21 protein-coding genes and 2 pseudogenes are annotated in these 20,980 nt (G+C 38.2%); 11 read left to right on the top strand and 12 right to left on the bottom strand.

Annotated elements, in window-relative coordinates; all coding sequences use genetic code 11:
* Positions 1–149: 149 nt before the first annotated feature.
* The 6 genes and pseudogenes from ACFIKY_RS07710 (at position 150) to ACFIKY_RS09400 (ending at position 5,934) form a co-directional block, all read left to right on the top strand.
* Complete coding sequence (locus ACFIKY_RS07710) at positions 150–293, top strand: TrwH protein (protein WP_375661618.1); 144 nt, start codon at positions 150–152, stop codon at positions 291–293.
* On the top strand, positions 290–991 hold the full coding sequence (locus ACFIKY_RS07705; RefSeq protein WP_375661617.1) for a virB8 family protein: 702 nt from the start codon (positions 290–292) through the stop codon (positions 989–991). Before ACFIKY_RS07710 ends, ACFIKY_RS07705 begins: the two co-directional genes overlap by 4 nt.
* Before the next feature lie 13 nt (positions 992–1,004).
* Positions 1,005–1,811, top strand: a complete 807-nt coding sequence (gene virB9 / locus ACFIKY_RS07700; RefSeq protein WP_375635291.1) for a P-type conjugative transfer protein VirB9 — start codon at positions 1,005–1,007, stop codon at positions 1,809–1,811.
* Entirely contained in the window at positions 1,811–2,968 is a 1,158-nt protein-coding gene (gene virB10, locus ACFIKY_RS07695; protein ID WP_375661623.1) for a type IV secretion system protein VirB10, read from the top strand. Before virB9 ends, virB10 begins: the two co-directional genes overlap by 1 nt.
* Positions 2,943–4,004, top strand: coding sequence for a P-type DNA transfer ATPase VirB11 (virB11, locus tag ACFIKY_RS07690; protein ID WP_375635292.1), 1,062 nt, complete (start codon positions 2,943–2,945; stop codon positions 4,002–4,004). Before virB10 ends, virB11 begins: the two co-directional genes overlap by 26 nt.
* Positions 4,005–5,098: 1,094 nt before the next feature.
* Positions 5,099–5,934 (top strand): annotated as a pseudogene (locus tag ACFIKY_RS09400) (integrase).
* 1,374 nt (positions 5,935–7,308) lie between these two features.
* Here the strand turns inward: ACFIKY_RS09400 and ACFIKY_RS07675 are convergent.
* The 7 genes from ACFIKY_RS07675 to rimM all read right to left on the bottom strand — a co-directional run bounded on the left by ACFIKY_RS07675 (position 7,309) and on the right by rimM (position 13,425).
* A complete protein-coding gene (locus ACFIKY_RS07675; RefSeq protein ID WP_375644314.1) occupies positions 7,309–8,088 on the bottom strand; it encodes a succinate dehydrogenase iron-sulfur subunit in 780 nt (259 codons plus the stop codon).
* Positions 8,089–8,103: 15 nt separating this feature from the next.
* A complete protein-coding gene (sdhA, locus tag ACFIKY_RS07670) occupies positions 8,104–9,948 on the bottom strand; it encodes a succinate dehydrogenase flavoprotein subunit (RefSeq protein WP_375635294.1) in 1,845 nt (614 codons plus the stop codon).
* Between the two features lie 6 nt (positions 9,949–9,954).
* Positions 9,955–10,341 carry a succinate dehydrogenase, hydrophobic membrane anchor protein gene (gene sdhD / locus ACFIKY_RS07665; protein ID WP_375624899.1) on the bottom strand — a complete coding sequence of 129 codons (387 nt, stop codon included), beginning with the start codon at positions 10,339–10,341 and terminating at the stop codon, positions 9,955–9,957.
* Positions 10,342–10,359: 18 nt separating this feature from the next.
* Entirely contained in the window at positions 10,360–10,761 is a 402-nt protein-coding gene (gene sdhC, locus ACFIKY_RS07660) for a succinate dehydrogenase, cytochrome b556 subunit (protein ID WP_015857037.1), read from the bottom strand.
* A gap of 472 nt (positions 10,762–11,233) precedes the next feature.
* Complete coding sequence (gene rplS, locus ACFIKY_RS07655; RefSeq protein WP_375635295.1) at positions 11,234–11,674, bottom strand: 50S ribosomal protein L19; 441 nt, start codon at positions 11,672–11,674, stop codon at positions 11,234–11,236.
* A gap of 209 nt (positions 11,675–11,883) precedes the next feature.
* Positions 11,884–12,582, bottom strand: a complete 699-nt coding sequence (gene trmD / locus ACFIKY_RS07650; protein ID WP_015857039.1) for a tRNA (guanosine(37)-N1)-methyltransferase TrmD — start codon at positions 12,580–12,582, stop codon at positions 11,884–11,886.
* 285 nt (positions 12,583–12,867) lie between these two features.
* Complete coding sequence (gene rimM / locus ACFIKY_RS07645) at positions 12,868–13,425, bottom strand: ribosome maturation factor RimM (protein WP_375635296.1); 558 nt, start codon at positions 13,423–13,425, stop codon at positions 12,868–12,870.
* A 132-nt stretch (positions 13,426–13,557) separates the two neighbouring features.
* Here rimM and ACFIKY_RS07640 point away from each other — a divergent pair, with 132 nt between their 5' ends.
* Together ACFIKY_RS07640 and ACFIKY_RS07635 are read left to right on the top strand one after the other, a co-directional pair.
* Positions 13,558–14,379, top strand: coding sequence for a SapC family protein (locus ACFIKY_RS07640; protein ID WP_015857041.1), 822 nt, complete (start codon positions 13,558–13,560; stop codon positions 14,377–14,379).
* A 3-nt stretch (positions 14,380–14,382) separates the two neighbouring features.
* Positions 14,383–15,351 carry a tyrosine recombinase XerC gene (locus tag ACFIKY_RS07635; protein WP_375655521.1) on the top strand — a complete coding sequence of 323 codons (969 nt, stop codon included), beginning with the start codon at positions 14,383–14,385 and terminating at the stop codon, positions 15,349–15,351.
* 20 nt (positions 15,352–15,371) lie between these two features.
* Here the strand turns inward: ACFIKY_RS07635 and ACFIKY_RS07630 are convergent, their stop codons facing one another.
* The gene (locus ACFIKY_RS07630; RefSeq protein ID WP_375635298.1) at positions 15,372–15,644 is read right to left on the bottom strand and encodes a BolA family protein; all 273 of its coding nucleotides are present in this window, start codon (positions 15,642–15,644) and stop codon (positions 15,372–15,374) included.
* A 124-nt stretch (positions 15,645–15,768) separates the two neighbouring features.
* Between ACFIKY_RS07630 and ACFIKY_RS07625 the strand changes: the two genes are divergently transcribed.
* The 3 genes from ACFIKY_RS07625 to cobT all read left to right on the top strand — a co-directional run bounded on the left by ACFIKY_RS07625 (position 15,769) and on the right by cobT (position 19,478).
* Positions 15,769–16,389, top strand: a complete 621-nt coding sequence (locus ACFIKY_RS07625; protein ID WP_375635299.1) for a J domain-containing protein — start codon at positions 15,769–15,771, stop codon at positions 16,387–16,389.
* 198 nt (positions 16,390–16,587) lie between these two features.
* Positions 16,588–17,568 carry a cobaltochelatase subunit CobS gene (gene cobS / locus ACFIKY_RS07620; protein ID WP_375646893.1) on the top strand — a complete coding sequence of 327 codons (981 nt, stop codon included), beginning with the start codon at positions 16,588–16,590 and terminating at the stop codon, positions 17,566–17,568.
* Positions 17,569–17,582: 14 nt separating this feature from the next.
* Complete coding sequence (cobT, locus tag ACFIKY_RS07615) at positions 17,583–19,478, top strand: cobaltochelatase subunit CobT (RefSeq protein ID WP_375635301.1); 1,896 nt, start codon at positions 17,583–17,585, stop codon at positions 19,476–19,478.
* Positions 19,479–19,528: 50 nt separating this feature from the next.
* On the opposite strand, the pseudogene ACFIKY_RS07610 reads toward cobT, so the two are convergent.
* From ACFIKY_RS07610 to ACFIKY_RS07595, 4 genes and pseudogenes are all read right to left on the bottom strand, one after another.
* A pseudogene (locus ACFIKY_RS07610) lies at positions 19,529–20,065 on the bottom strand (HaeIII family restriction endonuclease).
* Positions 20,052–20,225: a HaeIII family restriction endonuclease gene (locus tag ACFIKY_RS07605; protein ID WP_375661622.1), complete on the bottom strand. Its 174-nt coding sequence runs from the start codon at positions 20,223–20,225 to the stop codon at positions 20,052–20,054. Before ACFIKY_RS07605 ends, ACFIKY_RS07610 begins: the two are co-directional and overlap by 14 nt.
* Positions 20,226–20,275: 50 nt before the next feature.
* Entirely contained in the window at positions 20,276–20,425 is a 150-nt protein-coding gene (locus tag ACFIKY_RS07600) for a hypothetical protein (RefSeq protein WP_375635302.1), read from the bottom strand.
* 8 nt (positions 20,426–20,433) lie between these two features.
* Positions 20,434–20,874, bottom strand: coding sequence for a DNA adenine methylase (locus ACFIKY_RS07595; RefSeq protein WP_375661614.1), 441 nt, complete (start codon positions 20,872–20,874; stop codon positions 20,434–20,436).
* Positions 20,875–20,980: the final 106 nt, after the last annotated feature.

Raw genomic sequence — 20,980 nt, 5'->3', positions numbered from 1 at the left:
GCACTGAAATTGAGCTATTTTCATAAATTAAAAAATGAAATTAAGAAAAGATCAATTATCGCAAACTATACACTTTACTTTAGTGTCAAAATTATAATAATGATAATAAATATTAAGATGCATATAACAGTAAAAAGAGTCATATTAAAATGAAGTCGATCATTCTTATAATTTTGATTGCAAACCTTTTATCGGCTTGTGTATTAGCACCAAAGCTAAAACAGCCCAATGATAGGAACCGTGTGCCTATTAATAAAACAATCCCTGCCGAAATTAAGCGAGGAGACAGATGAAAACAAAACAAGTAAAACCAGTGAAAGCCGAACAACTTAGCAGTTATTATGAAGAAAGCCGTGGCTTAGAACGTGATCTTATTAATGAATTTATAAGATCGCGCAGAACGGCATGGCGTGTAGCGAGTACTGTTGGTCTTTTTGGCTTATTCGGTATGATATGTGGAGTCGTTGGGTTTTCTCAACCAGCTCCAACTCCCTTAGTATTGCGCGTTGATAACACGACGGGTGCAGTTGATGTTATCTCAGTCATGCGTGAACACGAAGAAAGCTATGGTGAAGTTGTAGATAGATATTGGCTAAACCAATATGTGCTTAACCGCGAAAATTACGACTACGATACGATTCAACTGAACTATGACACAACAGCACTTTTAAGTGCGGCATCTGTTCAACAAGAATATTATAAAATCTATGATGGAGAAAATGCACGGGACAAAGTGCTTTCCAATAAAGCACGTATCACAGTCAAAGTACGATCAATCCAGCTTAATGGACTCGGTCAAGCAACTGTACGTTTTACGACTCAGCAACTTGACAGCAGCGGTGCTACTACCGGACCAAAACAGCACCAGATTGCAACAATTGGTTACACCTATGTCGGTGCACCCATGAAATCATCTGATCGATTGCTTAACCCCCTTGGTTTTCAAATAACAAGTTACCGTTCTGACCCAGAAATACTGTTAAATGATTAAGGAATTGATTGTTATGAAAAAACTTGCGTTCGTTGTTCTATTGTCTTCGTTTTCTTCTCTTTATACGGTACCTGTGCAGGCGCTCAAAAGTCCATCAAATTCACAATATGATCACCGCATTCGCTATATAACATATAACGAAGCCGATGTGGTTCAAATTGAAACAGTTCTTGGTGTGGCAACACATATTATTCTTGAAGAAGGTGAACAGTATATCACTCATGCCTTTGGCGATTCAGAAGCCTATGCCTTTGCTCATAAAGGGCGGCATATTTTTATTAAACCAAAAGCAGAACTTGCCAATACCAATCTCATCGTTGTAACTGACAAACGGAGTTACAAATTCCGACTACAGTTTCGAAATGACCGTGCAGGATCAACATATGAATTAGCTTTCCATTATCCCGATTCAAATGATGAAAAGTCAGAAGAAAACAACCGACGCCTTGCGATTGAACGTGGTTTTCACCAAAGCGTCAAAGGCTATAATCTCAGTTATACTATGAGCGGTCATCAAGATATTGCTCCGATAAATGCTTGGGACAATGGGCGTATTACTTACTTCAAATTTCCCGCTAACATGGATATGCCATCGATTTATGTCGTAGATGCTGAAGGCAATGAAAGCTTAATACCACGCACCGTTATCGGCAGTTCTAATGATATTATCGCCGTTCATAAGGTCAATCCTAAATGGCTCATACGACTTGGTAAACGCGCTCTAGCTGTTTTTAATGAAGCCTATGACCCCAATGGCGTACCAAACACAACAGGGACAGTATCTTCGGTGGTTTATCGTATCAATAAAGGAGGAAAATGATGTTTGACAATAAGGAAGGAGAGGGAAAAGGTACAAAACTGGATAACGTCGAGCAAAAACATATTGAAGGTACTTATGGAGGGTCGGAACTAGGTTCTGAACGTCGTCCGACAATTCCAGGTACCCGTGCATTGTTAGTGGTAGGACTTATTGTCATAGTAACGATACCGATTGCCTTGACTTGGAAAGCTTTTAAAATGCGTAATACCGTGGAAGTTGAGGAAGAAAAACCACAACAAATAGTACAGCAAATTATACCAAACTATGTCCCTCGGATTATAGAAGAGCCGAAGATTGTAGAAGAAGCAGAAAAATCAGCACAAATAGAAGATTCAAACCTGGATATTCCACCGGCTTTGAGTAAGCTTCTTCAAACAGCCATTCCTCCACATATGCTCCAAGATTCTGAAGAATTAGCACGCAAACGTATGCTCAGTTCTAGCCTTAACAGCGGTGGTAGCGAAGGATCTACAGATACAAATAACAAAGCATCGAATAATGATAGAGGTAGTGGCGTATTATTTGATAACCTTCAGCCCGTACGTTTAGGTCAATCACATGCGGTGCAACTTCGTAACCGTGACTTTTTGATTACGCAAGGAACACAAATAGATTGCACGTTAGAAACAAAGATCATTACATCACAACCCGGAATGACGACCTGTCATTTAACACGCGATATTTATTCCACAAGTGGTCGTGTTGTTTTGCTTGACCGTGGTTCTAAAGTCGTTGGTTTTTACCAAAGTGGCATACAACAAGGACAAACGCGTGTGTTTGTGCAATGGTTACGCATCGAAACGCCTTCTGGTGTTGTTGTCAATCTTGACTCACCTGGCACAGGTCCTCTGGGTGAAGCGGGTATTGGTGGCTGGGTTGATAGACACTTTTGGGAGAGATTTGGTGGTGCAATTATGGTAAGCATTATCGGTGATTTAGGAGAATGGGTAAAAGGAAAAGTTAGTAAAATCAGTAAAGAAAATAAAGAGAACTCACAAAATAAAGGTGCTCAGAATGCTGAATCTATAGCAATCGATGTTCTTCAAAACTCCATCAATATCACACCAACACTTTACAAAAACCAAGGCGAACGAGTAAATATTTTTGTTGCTCGTGATCTGGATTTCAGCGATGTCTACAGTCTTGTCACACGTTAACCCGATACAGAAAGATCAAGCAGTTTTTCAGCTTCTACAACCGCTTGATTGTTTCTTAGAAGATCCCTCGATCACTGAATTATCGATTTGCCGCCCCTGTGAAGTATGGACGAAAAGCTTTAAGGGTTGGCAAGTACATAGCGTACCAGAGTTAACAACCACTTTTTTGCAAACGCTCATTACAGCTATTATCGTTTATAACGGTATGGCTCCCAAAAGTATTAATTATGTGCTATTGCCTGGTGGACAACGTGGTACAATTATACAAACGCCAGCTGTCGTTGATGGTGCTCTTTCCTTTGTAATTCGTAAACATTCTCTTATAGTTAAGACGTTAGAAGAACTCAAAGAAGAAGGTGCATTTGATGATTTCTCCGACGTAAGTTTTAACAAACCTTCGCAAAAAGAAGCAAATAACTTGTTATCGAAGCAGGACTTCACACGGTTGGAGCCATTTGAAGTTCAACTTTTGCAACATAAACGTGATGGAAAAATTCTTGACTTTTTACAAGAATGCGTCTTTCACAAACGCAACATTATTATTGCAGGTAAGACAGGATCTGGTAAAACAACATTTGCTCGCTCTTTAATTGAAAAGGTCCCTGTAGAGGAGCGTATTATCACAATTGAAGATGTTCATGAGCTTTTTCTACCCAATCATCCCAATCATGTACATATGATTTATGGTAATAATGTAGGCCGTGTTTCAGCTGAAGAATGCCTAGATGCGTGTATGCGTCAGTCGCCCGACCGAATTTTTCTCGCTGAATTGCGAGGTAATGAAGCATGGGAATATCTCAATTCACTCAACACTGGTCATCCCGGATCGATTACAACAACGCATGCCAACAGCGCTTTGCAGACATTTGAACGATGTGCCACCTTGATTAAAAGATCAGAAGTTGGCCGGCAACTCGAGTTAGAAATGATAAAAATCGTTCTCTATACAACAGTTGACGTAGTGTTGTTCTTTAGAGATAGAAAACTCTCTGAAGTCTTTTACGACCCGATTTTTGCTAAATCAAAAATTGCTTAAGGGGAGCTTCCTCTCTCGGTAATATGATGCAAACAAAAAATAGCCGTAACTAATTGTTACGGCTATTTTTTAACTTTCCCTATTTTCTTTGCTTCTCCAATGCATTTTCTACACTCTTCATGAATAAAAGAAGAAAAAAGTTAATAGACAACAACTTTATGAGACAACCAAATTATACATAAGGCTCTCTCTATTTTCTTACCTTTGATCATTTTTTCCATTTATCTTTTGAAACGATATGTTTGATGCAAAAAGAAATAGCTATAAAATAAATATTTCAACAAAAGAAAAGAATAAATTTTGATTCACCTATCAATGAAAGCTTCGTAAAATGGGTACTTTCGATCATCACAAATAATTATCGTCATCAAGACCAAAACTTATCGTTTAAAATTCTAAGTGCTATTTTCAAGTGATTAATAAATATGTTTTTTAACCAAACAATCTCCAGATACGGAAAACCTCATACGAAATAAACTATCATTTCGATTTAGCATCTATAAACCACATTCTATTTGGTAATAAAAAGTATAGTGGCATATCAACGTCTTCTTCGGACGAAGAAAGATTCTTAACCTCCGACTGTTCGTAAACAACCAAATTTCTCTTAAGCAAGCTTTGCTAACCATATCACGTGTCTTATGTCCCCATCCTAAAGACGATATCCATAGATTACACAAGGTAAGCTCTACTCTGAATATTCCTGCTCTCTTCTCTGCGCCTCAAAAAACGAAAATTCCTAAAAGCACAGATCTAAAATCCCACTTCTTAAGATGCATCACATTGATTTATAAAGAGTGTTCATTATTTTGCATGTTGGATAAAAGATCTTAGTACCGTAGGATTCTCTCATTTCATGTCTCTTGCACATTACAAGCGAATAAAGCCGTGTAGAATGAAACTGTATAAAAAAGCACTAAAAATGCCTCTTATAAACCGTCCCAAATGCCAAAAGTCGCAACATTGGGAGTTGGAAAAGTGTCTAATGGCACCCAGCTTGCTCTTTTATGAAGTGTAAAGATGGAGATGCTCTATAAATTTTATATTATTCATCGGAACTTTACCATTATACCATCCACGAGCACTGTCGCGAAATGAGCTTGGGAAGCTTAAAGAAAGGTTTCTTTAAAACAAGCGTGTAAATTGACAAGCCAAGCGTATTTGGTTTGAGGCGTTCTGTTTTGCATAAAAGTTGTGATCTTATTAAAGAACGGGAGAAACAAAAGCGTAAAGCAATGCGTAATCTCTATTATTTAAAAGACATTACTCTAGGCGCTTTTGAAAGTCATAAAACTGAACTAAAAAATGACTGAAAAAAGGAAACTGGTTTGCACCTTTACAGCTTCATATTCCCCCCAAATTAGGAGACTGTGTAGCGGTTTCAGAGATTACGCCAACAGAGAGATAAGTAATACTCTCAACTCCCATCTGATAGGTAAAAGCTACAACAGCAAAAGCTCTTTTAGAAAAACAACGCCATAAAGTCATTAATAAACCGGCAATGAATTGGAAAAATATTCCAGATTTTTATCAAACACTCTGCAAAGCAACAATAATGATACAACTGGCTTTGCGTCTGCTTATTCTTACAAGTACTCGTACCCATCTCTTGCATCAATTCGTGAAGATCAGATTGAAGAGGATATATGGACAATTCTTGACTCGAGAATATGAAAGGTCTGCGTGATACTACAGGAGATTTCGCGTGCCCTTATGATCAGACGCATTAAAAATTTTAAAACAAGCACGCTTGTTTTTTCGCAATGATTTCTTTTTTCTGTAACCGGTCGTGCTCCTTATTAAAATGAATTTTCTATCACAATATATAAGAGAGATTAGGTTAAAAACCTGTCCACGTAGATTTCGCTCTAGTTTACGTAATTGGCTAACAGACTCCACCTATCATACCTTAAAGGACGAAGCCTCTTAACACGCAACTAACCTGCAAACAATCCACCCCTCGCCTAGCAGATTTCACCTTCTAACTACTTTAATTACCACATACTAAACACGATAGTGTTTTATGGCACAACAGAATAAATACCAAAACAATGACTGATTATACCGTTAATTCTTGGAAACCTCTCTTTCATGTTAAGAAATATCTTTTATGCTGAAAAATAAAAAACACTTTTACTGCTTAAACAACTTTCTTAAGCATACATACAAGAAAAAATGAAATATAAATAAGACCTAAACCTAGAAATCTCTATTTTTATAGATAAAAACATATAAAATCAAAACCTACGAAACTCATCAAAATACAACATGTTTTCTTTGATGATTGAATTCATTCAACTCAAACAAACCTATAAAGATTCCTTATTCCACATTAGCAACACGTGTTCTTAAAATTCTTACTACCGTTTTCTAAATTTTTAGAAAAACCTATAAATTTGCTATTTTTTCAAACGTCTTATCTGCTCTTTAATGAATTTAAATCTATGACGTTACAATAGTTTTAAATTACTTCCCCCTTAACTGTATGATCTATCTCTACAATAGATAGGGATTTTACGTTCTCGATTTTTTGAGAACTATAAATTTTGTTTTTTAATGCGATTAACAATCCAATCTTTAAAATAAAAAATATGACCTTTAAATATATGTAAATGATGTAAATATATGTAAATGATGTTATCAAAAATTCCAAATCCATGAATATTAGCAATGTTTTCGATACTATAATAAACGTATCGTAAAATGACGAACTGTCATAATGATCACTCCTTTGTATTTCATATGAATAATTTACATGCGTTATAATATCTGTATCAGCATTTATTTTTTGTGCTATGTTTATACAGAGTTATCTTTTTTATAAAAAATGATTAATTGAATCTGTATTAAAGTGCAAATTCTGATACGAATTTAATAAAAATAAAAACACATGGCATATTGATTTTATTGTTTTTACATAGAACACTATTTAAAATACAGTTTACCCGAAAGACTAATGACTTTTTAAAGGCAATAATAACTGTGGTAACCGCCTCATAAAAGCCAATAAATTTTTAGAGATCAAACCTCAATAGGCGCAAAAAACACGTACAATTTTCTGTTTTTCTTTTTACTGTTCATTAATCTGTCAATTTTCAAAGTAATATTCAACTATGAGTTTTCTACTCAGCCATTGCAAGGATTGCTTCTACAAGGATTGCTTAATTTTTAGGGATTACTTCGCTTTTAGAATGATTATAGCTACTACGTCTTCATAAGCAGCCGACCCTCTTTTGGAGATTTAATTGCTAAAAGGAGATACAATTTTCTACCTTGCTCTTTATTTTCATCAATCAGTAAATTTTCAAATGCGGCGTTCAACCATGAGTTTTTTAATTTCAGCAATCGCTTTCGCTGGATTTAATCCCTTTGGACAAGTTTGCGCACAATTCATAATCGTATGGCAACGATAAAGGCGGAAAGGATCTTCTAAATTATCAAGACGTTCACCACACATCTCATCACGTGAATCCGCAATCCAGCGATAAGCTTGAAGCAAAACAGCGGGGCCCAAATAACGATCACCGTTCCACCAATAACTTGGACATGAAGTCTGACAACACGCACACAAAATACACTCATAAAGGCCATCGATTTTTTGGCGATCGGAGTGACTTTGTAACCATTCTTTCGCAGGTTCAGGAGAAACTGTTTGCAACCAAGGCTCAATGACTCGATGTTGCGCATAAAAGCGCTTCAAGTCAGGAACCAAATCTTTAACAACCGGCATGGAAGGCAAAGGATAGACTTTAATGGGGTGTTTTACATCATCCATCCCTTTGGTACAAGCCAATGTATTGATTCCATCAATATTCATCGCACATGAACCACAGATGCCTTCACGGCAAGATCGACGAAGTGTCAAAGTTGGATCAATATGGTTTTTAATAAACAAAAGCCCATCAAGAATCATTGGACCACAAGCAGAACGATCTACGTAATAAGTATCCAGACGAGGATTATTCTCATCATCTGGTGACCAACGGTAAACATGAAATTCTGTCAGCTCTGTCGCACCTTCAGGTTTAGGCCAAACCTTCCCCGGTTTGACTTGAGAGTTTTTGGGAAGCTTAATTTGTACCATAATTCGTGTCTCCCCTTAATAAACCCGTTTTTTAGGTGCAATGCGCTTTAAATCGATCCCACCATCAGCTTCAGATGTTAACGGGTCCACATGGACAGGTCGATATGATAACGTCACCTTACCCTCTTTTGACAAATGTGAAAGCGTATGTTTACGCCAGTTTTTATCATCACGCTCTGGATAATCTTCACGAGCATGAGCGCCACGGCTTTCTAAACGAGCTTGTGCAGAATGAACAGTCACAATTGCATTCGCCATGAGATTTTCAAGCTCTAATGTTTCAACCAAATCAGAATTCCATATCAGAGAACGATCTGTAACTTTGAGGTCAGACAATTCCCCCCAGATTTTATTCATCCGTTGACATCCTTGTTGCAAAGAATCTTCTGTACGGAATACTGCCGCATCTTCTTGCATTGTGCGTTGCATTTTTTCACGCAATAGAGCTGTTGGTATCGCCCCTTGTGCAAAACGTAAACGATCAAAACGCGCTATAATTTCGTCAACAGCTTCTTCATTGATGGGTGGAATTTCTGCATTCCGATCAATAACTTCGCCCGCGCGAATGGCAGCAGCACGACCAAACACCACAAGATCAATTAATGAATTTGACCCCAAGCGATTAGCCCCATGAACAGAAGCACATCCTGCTTCTCCTACCGCCATCAGCCCTGGTTGAATACGATCAGGCGAATCAGCCGTCGGATTGAGAACTTCCCCATAGTAATTGGTAGGAATCCCACCCATATTATAATGAACCGTTGGCAAGATGGGGATAGGCTCTTTTGTTACATCCACACCTGCAAAAATCCGTGCTGATTCCGAAATTCCCGGTAAACGTTCGTGCAAGATTGCAGGATCAATATGATTGAGAACCAAATGAATATGGTCCTTCTTAGGTCCAACGCCACGTCCTTCACGAATTTCAAGTGTGATACAACGCGAAACCAAGTCACGTGAAGCTAAATCCTTAAAGGAAGGTGCATAGCGCTCCATAAAGCGTTCACCTTCAGAATTGATTAAATAGCCTCCTTCACCACGAGCTCCTTCTGTAATTAAGCAGCCAGAACCGTAAATCCCTGTCGGATGGAATTGCACAAATTCCATATCCTGAAGTGGCAATCCAGCGCGTGCGACCATTCCACCACCATCACCCGTACAGGTATGCGCCGATGTCGCAGAAAAATAAGCCCGTCCATAACCACCGGTTGCAAGCACAACCATTTTGGCAGAAAAACGATGTATTGTACCATCATCGAGATCCCATGCCACAACCCCCGTACAAACCCCATCCGTCATGATAAGATCGAGTGCAAAATATTCAATAAAAAATTGCGCATTATGCTTTAAGCTTTGTCCATAAAGCGTATGCAAAATGGCATGGCCTGTACGGTCAGCTGCTGCACAAGTACGCTGAACAGGTGGACCTTCACCAAATTGTGTCGTATGTCCACCAAAAGGACGTTGATAAATTTTGCCTTCTTGCGTCCGCGAAAAAGGAACGCCATAATGTTCTAATTCGTAGACAGCAGCAGGTGCATTACGCACCAAATACTCCATTGCATCGGTATCACCCAACCAATCAGAACCTTTCACGGTATCATATAAATGCCACTGCCAATTGTCAGGTCCCATATTTGAAAGCGATGCAGCAATCCCCCCTTGTGCTGCAACCGTGTGTGAGCGAGTTGGAAAAACCTTCGTAATACAAGCTGTCTTTAATCCTTGTTCCGCCATACCAAGTGTTGCACGTAATCCTGCACCACCTGCCCCAACAACAACAACATCAAATTTATGATCTACAGTGCGATAAGGGGCGTTACCTGCTCTAGCGCCCAGAGATGATCCTGTACCCGCCATACTTGTTTAACCCCCTAATGCAATTTTCAAAAGAGAAAAAATAATGACACCACCTATAAGAAAACAAAATGAAATATTTAACGTCAAAAAGAATATTCGGAAACCTTCACGTGGAATATAATCTTCAATCACCACTTGCATACCAAGTTTCATATGATAAAGGACTGAAAAAGTCATCAATCCCATCAAAATAGCCACAACGGGATGTGCAAGCCGTGCACGCACAATACTATAATCCTTGCCTACAAGCGAAAGAATAAGAACAATAAAAAATATCAAAAGCGGCAGATTGACAAGCCCAGTCAAACGCTGTAGCCAAAAATGCTCTGTTCCTTCATGAGCACTCCCATGCCCCCGTACTTTTCCAAGTTCCGTTCGAAAGTCTTTTTTCATATCTCTTTTCACCCCCAGCTAAACAACGCTATATCCAATAATCCAAATTACAAAAGTAACAATAAGAGAGATAAACACTGTCGCCCAAGCAGTGACTGTTGCCTTTTCTTTTGCCAAAAGGCAAGGCATCATATCCCAAACAATGTGGCGAATACCACCAACCATGTGATGAACCCCTGCCAAAGTATAAAGAAACAAGATACACAATCCAAACCAAGAACTATAAATCTCGTGAACCGTTCTGAATGTCTCCTCCCCACAAGCAATAGCAATTAACCAAACAGCAAGAAAGACCATTCCAACATAAAGTGCCATACCCGTAACGCGATGCGCAATGGACATAGCCATAGTAATTGTCCAACGATAAATACTTATATGAGGGGAACGAGGGCGCTCTTTTATCCTAGTTGTTTCTGTCATAAAATATCCTGACCTGGTTTTTACTGCAACCGCAATGAACGAGAAAGTCCGCATAAAACGACTAAATATATTATCTCGTTTTTACTTGTTTGGCATCTCAAGATACCAATATTACAGGTCGGTTGTCTCAAATAACGGATTAAAGGTCACGCATAAAAAAACCGATTACTCCACGGATATAATCCGCAAAACTCGCCTTAATCTAATACAATTTTATCTTCACGTCAAAGGTCTAACATCTTTTCTCAAATATAAATAGGCATTTTTTCAGATTAAACTTATCTTTTTGAGTATCCACGATATATGCAATGATATCTAAATTCACCCGTTATTAAGAATAAAAAGAGGCAAAAATTGATAGATTAAACATTTTTATGTCCCCTCCAAGCCTTTTAAAAGACAAAACGAATCACAAAAGACACAAAAAGCGACTTTTATGCCGCTTTTGCATAAAGTTTAGCCGATATAATCTTTACTCAGCAACTTGCTTTTCAACATCTGTGCTTACAGCTGCTGCTTCTACTTTCTCAACAACCTTTTCAGCTTTTTTCCGATAATCTCTCTTTTCAGCGATACGCGCAGCTTTACCTCTCAAACCACGAAGATAATAGAGTTTTGCACGGCGCACTTTACCACGGCGCACCAGCTCAACACCTTCAATCAACGGAGAATAAACAGGAAACACCCGTTCTACCCCTTCACCATAAGAAATCTTGCGTACTGTAAAGGTCTCATTCAACCCACCGCCTGAACGCGCAATACAAACACCTTCGTAAGCCTGAACACGCGTCCGCGTACCTTCCGTCACACGCACCATGACACGGACTGTATCTCCTGGCTGAAAGGCTGGAAATTGGCGCTTTTCTTCAATTTTTGCACATTGTTCAGCTTCAAGTTGTGCGATAATATTCATTTCTTTTATCCTTCATGTTCTTTATCGAACAGTCAGAGCGCTCAACTCTTACCAAAAAAGCCTTTATTAAGAATAAGGAGCTCTTTAGGCTATGCCTTACACAGGAGCGAATACACCATTCCTTCATTTAATTTTGGAACTACAGAAAACCTTTTATAAAAAAACTCTCTAAAAAGAGAGCCATGCAATACACCACCTTATCATATGAATCAAGTTTTCTGATGATTTTTATCATAACGCGCATAAAGATCAGGACGACGTTGACGTGTTAACAATTCGGCTTGACTTTGACGCCAATCTGCGATCGCTTTGTGATGACCTGAGAGCAACACAGGCGGAATACCCCGCCCTTCGAAAAGGGAAGGACGTGTATATTGCGGATGTTCCAGCAAGCCATTTTCAAAACTTTCACTCTTCGCAGAAGCTGCATTCCCCATCACTCCAGGCAAAAGACGTATAATAGCATCTAAGATAACCAATGCAGCTGTTTCACCCCCTGAAAGAATATAATCACCTATAGAGACTTCTTCTAATTCTCGTGCTTCTATGACTCGCTCATCAACCCCTTCAAAACGTCCACAAACTAACGTTACACCCGTATCACGAGCCAAGCTATGCGCATAAGCTTGGTCAAAAGGGCGCCCACGTGGACTCATCAACAATCTTGGCGAATCCTGTGGACAAAAATCAAGAGCAGCCGCCAATACATCCGCCCGCATTACCATACCAGCCCCCCCACCAGCAGGTGTATCATCAACGCTATGGTGTTTGTCCAAAGCAAAATCCCTAATCTGTACCGTCTCCAGTGACCAAATTCCGCGCTCCAAAGCTTGCCCTGCTAAAGAATACCCTAAAAAACCAGGAAACATTTCAGGATAAAGGGTTAAAACGCGCGCCTGAAACTTCATTTTATTTCTCATCCTTATTTTCTTAAACAGACTCTATAATAGCAAAAATAGCACAAACAAGACTTTTAACGCTATAGCGTTAATATAAATCTCCTTGATCTGCGTCATATTCAATACGATCCTTCTAAATACTTGCACTAAAAAAAGACTCTAAAAATTCAGGACTATCTCAAGATAAAGTGTTTACAATATCTACTCAAAAGTACATTTTTAATATTTCCACACTCTCCACTTTTTATTGACGAAATTCATCAGTTATTTTTCCCTTCATCTTTATTTTTAGATTCAAGCTATTTCCTTTTTATCATTGTCTCCCCCATCACTTAAACCAGCTGCCATGGGATCAACAACAAGAAAACCAGAATCCATACAAATTTCTGGTACCGCCACCTTACTAAAGGGAATAAGAACTCTTTTACCCGTATTCAAACGTATTTCAAGCAAATCACCAGCCCCGAAATTAAAGAAACCACACACTTCACCCACGACTTTTCCCCCAAAATCTTGAACACGCAAGCCTATTAAATCAACTTGATAAAACTCATCCTCATCCAGATCATCAATTAATTGATTACGCATCACATAAAGGCGAATACCTTTTAAAGACTCAGCAACATTACGATTTTCTACCCCTCTAAAACGTACAATCGCCTTATTTTTTTGTATACGAAGAGTTACAATTTCATAAGAACGCCCCATATCATCATAAAGAGTGCTGTAGGACTTGAAACGCTGTGGCTCAGCACTTAGAATTTTAACAAAAACATCTCCTTTTATACCATGAGGCATACCAATAATGGCAAGATAGACTTTATTTTTAAGCTTTTCTTTATTATACTTCATGCAAAAATATTATCTCTCAAAAATGAACCCTTTAATCTTATAGTTTTCTATTCAATCTTGTTGCCATATGAGACAATCTTCTAAAAGAACTTTCTTGGTAACAAAAAACAAATTAATAAAGGAGAAAGTCTTATGGCAAATATTATGCTATTTTACAAAGATATCACACCAATCAACAAAGTTTCCCATAAAAATCTAAAATTTGCTCCTCCAAGTGATATGTCTTTTGCCAAGGATACTCACTGGGTTCCTTTAGCAAGTACTGAATATTTTCAAGCAGCACTAGACTATCCCATTTTATTTATGTGCGCCGAAGATGAACAAAAAAAACGGCACTACACATCCGCGGCTCTTGTAGGTCTTTCTAATGACGAAAATGACTATATCGCTTCTGATAAAAGTTGGAAAACCAATACTTATGTCCCTGCTTTTGTCCGTCGCTATCCTTTTGTTCTAGCACAAATTAGCAATGAAAAAGAACTTTCTGTTTGCTTTGATCAACAGTCAGGTATGTTTAATGAAGTTGCAGGAACAGAACTTTTTAATTCCGACGGCTCTATTTCTCCTTTTATGGAAGAACGTATTCGTTTTCTTGAAAGTTTTAAAATCGCTATGGAGAAAACCTCTGAGTTTATTGATGCTCTTGTGGAAATGGATCTTCTAAGCCAGAAATCTATCAATGTGAAAAACGATAAAGGACTCTCAGCGCAATTGGAACATTTTTGGGTTGTTGATGAAGAAAAATTGAATAAATTATCAGCAAGCCAACTTGCCAAGCTTCATAAAAATGGCTTTTTAGGATTAATTTTTGCGCATTTGATGTCAACGCACAATCTCTTAAAAATACTCTCTCTCAAAGGTGAAAAGCAACTTATCAATCGTGAAGAGCAACCCCAAAACAAGAATGGTCATTCTAACGATGAAAAATCTAAAAAGAAAGAAACTCTCAACTAGATAATGCCTATCAAAAACGACAAGAGAAAAGATAAAAATATTCCTCTCATTCCAGCAGACCATGCAATTTTAAACGCAAGGAAAAATTGGTTAGAGTGTCTCGTCCAAACACGTCGTATGTCAGCACAAACAGTGCAAGCCTATGAACGTGATACGCGGCAATTTTTGTCTTTTCTCTGTCAACACTTAAGCCATACACCAACCCTTACAGATCTTGCTCATTTACGCATCAGTGACTTGCGTGCTTATCTTGCTTATCGGCGTACAAACAATGTAAGTGCTCGCTCTTTAAGCCGCGGAGTGGCAGGCATACGTTCTTTTTTCAAGTACCTATCACGTGAAGGAATCGTCAATGTTCCCGCGGCTCAACTTATCCGAAGCCCCAAACACCCAAAATCACTCCCAAAACCTTTAGCGATCAAATCAGCACTTCACATAGTCAAACAAGAAAACCAGCTAGAAAATGAACCTTGGATTAGCGCTCGTAATGCGGCTGTCCTCATGCTTCTCTATGGCTGTGGAATGCGAATATCAGAAGCCTTAAGCCTCACACCAGAACAATTTTCTGATCCTGAAAAAACAAGTTTATTTATAACAGGAAAAGGCGGCAAAACACGCCTTGTTCCTCTCATCAAAATTGTTTACGAAGCTGTACAAAATTATCTCAAATGTTGCCCATATCCTTTAGTGGATAACCAACCCATATTTCGCGGGGCACGAGGCGGCCCCCTACAGCCCGCCATTATTCAGAAAACTGTACGCAACTTACGAGCAAGCCTTGGTTTACCAGAAACTGCAACGCCTCACACACTGCGCCATTCTTTTGCCACCCATCTTTTATCACGGGGAGGAGATTTACGCACGATTCAAGAACTTCTTGGGCACGCTAGTCTTTCCACCACACAAATCTATACCCATGTCGATACAGACCATTTGTTAGAAATTTATCAAAAGGCCCATCCCCGTTCCTAAAAAACGTCTCATCAAAAAAATTAGAGTGTTTCAACCTCAAGTGCCAAGGCATGGACACAAGTAGCTAACTCTTTTTGTAAAACTTTATAAATCGCTCGATGTATTTCTACGCGTGTCATATTGGAAAAAGAAGAAGATAAAATTTTCACTCGAAAATGTGTTTCTCCTTTACCATCAAAAGCATGTTCATTGTGAGGATGCCCCTCATGAAGATGACTTTCGTTAATCACTTCAAGCTTTTGCGGATGAAAAGCATCCTGAAGCTTTCTCTTGATTATTGTTTCTATAAACATTTTTCATTCCTCAAACAAAATGAACGTGCAAAAATACACCTTTTTCATAATAAAATAAGTGTGAAAACAAATTTTTCAAAAGTCAATTCTTGTAAAATTAATCAATTTTGCATAAACCAAGAGTATGACAATAACATCTAAATTATTCGATTCAATTCGCATAAGCTCAAATAAAAAACAAAAAGCTGAGCCAGAAGCGCAACAGTGTCAGTGGGAAGGTTGTGAAAAAACAGGGTCCCATAAAGCACCAGCAGGTCGAAATCACGAAGGACAATATTTATATTTTTGTATTGAACACGTACGCGCCTATAATAAAAATTTTAATTACTTCTCTGGTCTTAGCAATAAAGATATCGCAAAATTTCAAAAGGATGCTCTCACAGGACATCGTCCGACATGGCCTACAGATCTGAGCAATGGTACATCGAAAAAAACAGCCGCTAATTATGCAAAGATTCGCTCTGGAACAGCTGCCTATCAAAATCGCATGCGCGATCCCTTCACGCTTTTTACTGAGCGGCATTCAACCAATAATTTCTCACGAAAATTAAAGCCCTTAGAAGCAAAAGCTTTTGATACACTGGGACTACAGGCAAACGCTTCAGCAGAAGACATCAAAATGAAATATAAAGAGTTGGTAAAAAAGCACCATCCTGATTCCAATGGTGGTAATCGTGCTTCAGAAGAGCGCTTTCGTGATGTTTTACATGCTTATAATTTGCTAAAAAAATCTGGTTTGTGCTAAAAACATGTACTTATATGAGCCTATTTTCATTTAGACCATCATTATTTGCGCAAGATATTATTTTTTTGCAAAACATTATAGAATACGTAAAAATCTTCCTTCACATCTAAGGCTTTCATTATAGAGCATTGCATAAATGCTCTAACTCTTGTATCGTTTTCTAATGAATAAATAGCGTCCCTCCCTTCTAAAAACACAATGACAAATCTTACCGTTGAAAATTTGCCCGATATTACACTTTGTGCTCGCGATCTATTTCATATTGAAACAGATATGGAAATCCCTGCTTTTAGCAAAAAAAGTTCCCATGTTCCTGATATCGATCCTGATTATCTTTTTGATCAGCAAACAACTTTAGCGATTCTCGCAGGTTTTACCTTTAACCGTCGTGTAATGGTTTCTGGCTATCACGGTACAGGGAAATCAACGCATATTGAACAAATTGCCGCACGTCTCAACTGGCCTTGTCTTCGCATTAATCTCGATAGTCATGTAAGTCGTATCGATCTTGTAGGAAAAGACGCTATCGTTTTAAAAGATGGTTTACAAATCACTGAATTTAAAGAAGGCATTTTGCCATGGGCTTATCAAAATAATATTGCTCTTGTTTTCGACGAATATGACGCGGGGCGTCCCGATGTTATGTTTGTCATCCAACGCGTTCTTGAAACTTCTGGAAAACTAAGCTTACTTGATCAAAGCCGTGTCATCTCTCCACATCCAGCCTTTCGTCTTTTTGCAACAGCAAACACCATTGGTCTTGGTGATACAACCGGTCTCTATCATGGTACCCAACAGATCAATCAAGCTCAAATGGACCGCTGGTCTATTGTTACGATACTCAATTATTTACCCCATGATAAAGAGGTTGATATCATTTGTTCAAAGGTCAAATCTTTTCAAACGGCTGAGGGGAAAAAGACAATTTCACAAATGGTTTATGTTGCTGATATGGTACGCCAATCTTTTATCAATGGAGATCTTTCAACTGTCATGAGTCCACGTACCGTTATTACTTGGGCAGAAAATACAACAATTTTTCAAGATGTCGGCTTTGCCTTCCGATTAACCTTTCTCAATAAATGTGATGAACTCGAACGTGCCACTGTTGCAGAATTTTATCAACGCGCCTTTGGACAAGAGCTTCCCGAATCACTCATTCATGGTGTTTCGCCTTAAGGAATTTGTCACTCATGGCTACCAATATTGGCGACAACAAAAATCCGGTAAAGGACTCTTCCAACAACACTCTTAATGCTGAAGCTTTTAAAAAAGCACTTTCCACCTGTATGCGTGCAATTGCAGGCACAAACAACCTTGAAGTTTCCTTCAGTCATAACCGACCATCTTTAAGCGAAAGTTGTGCACGTTTACCAGAATTACCTCAATACGCAACGAATAAAGACATCACCATTACTCGCGGATTAGGTGATTCCATGGCTCTACGCAAAGCATGGCATGATAACCGTATTCACATGCAATTTGCTCCACTAGAATCAGAAGCACGTGCTGTCTTTGATGCCCTCGAACAAACACGTGTTGAAGCAATTGGCACTTTAGCCATGGAGGGACTTGCAAAAAATCTTGATATCATGCTCGCCGATAAATACAAAAGAGCCCATTATGATAAAATTAGCAACCAAAGTGAAGCCCCCATCCAAGAAGCGATTGCACTTTTATTACGTGAAAAAGTAACAAAGCGCACAGCTCCAAGAGAAGCAGGTCCTGTCTTAGAATTGTGGCGTCAAGAACTCGAACAAAAAGCAGCGGCAGAACTCAATGAGCTCCCACATCATATTTACAACCAACAAGCTTTTGCGCAGATTGTTCGCCAAATGCTTGTTACACTCAAAATGACAGTGCAACAAGCTGAAGCTTCTAACAGTAAAAACAATAAAAAATTAAAAAACGAATGTGCACCTCAAGACCAAGCAGAAGAAGAGAGTAAAAACAAAAAACACGCTCAAAGTGAAGAACAAACCAGCACTGAACAAGAAAGTGATGTGCAAGACGACGGAAAAACACAAGCGACACAATCAAACAACAATGATCAAGCTGACGGCGAGCAAAAAAATGGACCTTGGCAAGAAAAGCCGAGCAGACCCAAACACCTTTTTTCCGATTCGGAACAAATGGAAAGACTTGGCAATTATAAAATCTTCACCCATCAATTTGATGAAATTTTGGAAGCAACAGATTTTTGTTCTGAAAACGAGTTAGATCACTTACGCCGTTATCTTGATAAGCAAATCAATCATCTTCAAAACATCGTTGGACGTTTAGCAAACCGTCTCCAGCGCCGCTTGATGGCGCAACAAAATCGCAACTGGAACTTTGACCTTGAAGAAGGATATCTTGATACAGCACGGCTTCCACGTCTAATTATTGACCCCATGCAACCCCTTTCTTTTAAAATGGAAAGCAACACCCAATTTCGGGACACGGTTGTTTCACTCCTCATTGATAATTCGGGCTCAATGCGCGGACGCCCCATTAGCGTTGCCGCAAGTTGTGCTGATATTTTGGCACAAACTCTTGAACGTTGTGGTGTCAAAGTTGAAATTTTAGGTTTTACCACTAAAACTTGGAAAGGAGGAAAATCGCGCGAACAATGGCTTACCCAAAACAAACTCCATAATCCTGGACGCCTTAATGATTTATGCCATATCATCTATAAAAGTGCTGATACCCCATGGCGTCGCGCACGACGCAATTTAGGTTTGATGATGCAAGAAGGATTATTAAAAGAAAATATCGACGGAGAAGCTTTAATTTGGGCTCATCAACGCCTTTTATCGCGGCGTGAACAACGTCGCATCCTCATGGTCATTTCTGATGGTGCTCCTGTTGATGATTCGACACTATCGGTCAACGCCAGCAATTATCTAGAAAAACACTTACGCGCAGTGATTCAAGAAATTCAAACACATTCCCCCATCGAACTCATTGCCATTGGAATTGGTCATGATGTCACACGTTATTATCAGCGTGCTGTAACAATTATGAATGCTGAAGAACTCGCCGACGCCATAACAAAACAATTAGAAATACTTTTTAGTGATAAAATGCCTCATATTCATAAGAAATAAACCTAACTTGAAACAGCCAACAGTTACATCTTAAAAAATTATTTCTATCATTAAACCATCGGAATTTGATGACTAACAACCTGGGAAGATAATTCCACAAATTGAACATCAAACTTTAAAGAAGTTTCTACTTTACTGGATGCATTATGAATTCTAAAAGAAATGCTCTAACCATCTTCAAAAATTATAATGAGTTTGTTTTTACTTTCTGGTTTTAGTGCAACTGATAAAATTTTGCTTGGAATTTTCCATTTACGATCATATCCCAGAGTGCCATTTAAATTAAAAGACTGAATAATAACCCGTTTTTGTTTAGATCTTGTATCTATCATAATCTTATAAAAATCATAAGAACCTATAACATACTAAAACAATAGCTTCACAAATTTATCTTGATAATCTAAACAAAGCCTTTAAAGTTCTTTAGAAAAAGCTTCCAGGATTGGAAGATAAACTCTGCTGTCTTTATCCTCTATATATCTAAAAAACATCTTCTTATCTCTGAGCTCTGCTAAATAATCAAAAATAGGTCTAACTTCATTGAAATAAAGGCTGCTACAGGGGGTAACCTGTCTATTCTTTACCAAAATCTATTTTACCGGAAAGGTGAGGATGTTTGATAGCGCTATGATTATGTTTTGCAGAAATACCAATGTGATTTTCAGGAACTTTTAAAATAATATCACGGACATCTCCTTTGATCCCAACAAAATCTTCCTGAAGAACAATAGTTTTCGTGTTTCTAATATTTTTATCATGTAACTGTAAGAAAACAACTGCTTCAATAGAAGCAAGATTTAAAAGCCTTTTTCAGTATCATTAAATAAATTATAAAAAGACTCGACTATTTGAAAGGACGAGTTAAACTCTATAGAAGCCTTTGTTGCTTTTTTAAAACCCATAGCCAAAGCATATTCAAAGGCTTTTCCATTTTCTACCTGATTCATGCAATTTCCTAAAGATCCTTACTTAAAGTTACGAGTTCATTTGATTTTTTATTGTTTCCCATACCGTCAGTCCATTCAGGGTTAAGTATTGTATGTCCTTTATAAAGTTCTCTAACTTCCACACAATCATTATAAGATAAAACCCATCTGTGATGCTTTCTTAAAAGTTCAGCAAGAGATTGATGATCAAAAGAATTATGTTTATCGCCTTTTTGACCATAAAGTTTTTGATTAATAAGATATGGAGGATCACAATAAAGAAAATCGTTAAAGTGTTTAGGAATACTTTCTGTAAAATCTCTATGTTCCACTGTGAAATTTTCAATCTTAAAATCTTTAAGCCGTTCAATAGAACGATAATTGAATCGAAGATGTCTTGGAGACATACCGCCAGAAAGTGTTGTTCCTGAAAAAGAAGAGCGATTAAGAGTAAGAAAAAACGACAGCAATTTCTAATTGATTTTTAATATTCCCAAAAGTTTTTTGGAGATTATAAAACATTACGGGAGTCATATCTTCATATTCTCTCACTTTTTCTGCAAGAGCTAAAGCATC

It is taken from the genome of Bartonella sp. CR127HXZ (assembly GCF_042194555.1).
GTDB lineage: Bacteria > Pseudomonadota > Alphaproteobacteria > Rhizobiales > Rhizobiaceae > Bartonella > Bartonella grahamii.
This window is presented reverse-complemented; position numbering and strand designations above follow the sequence as displayed.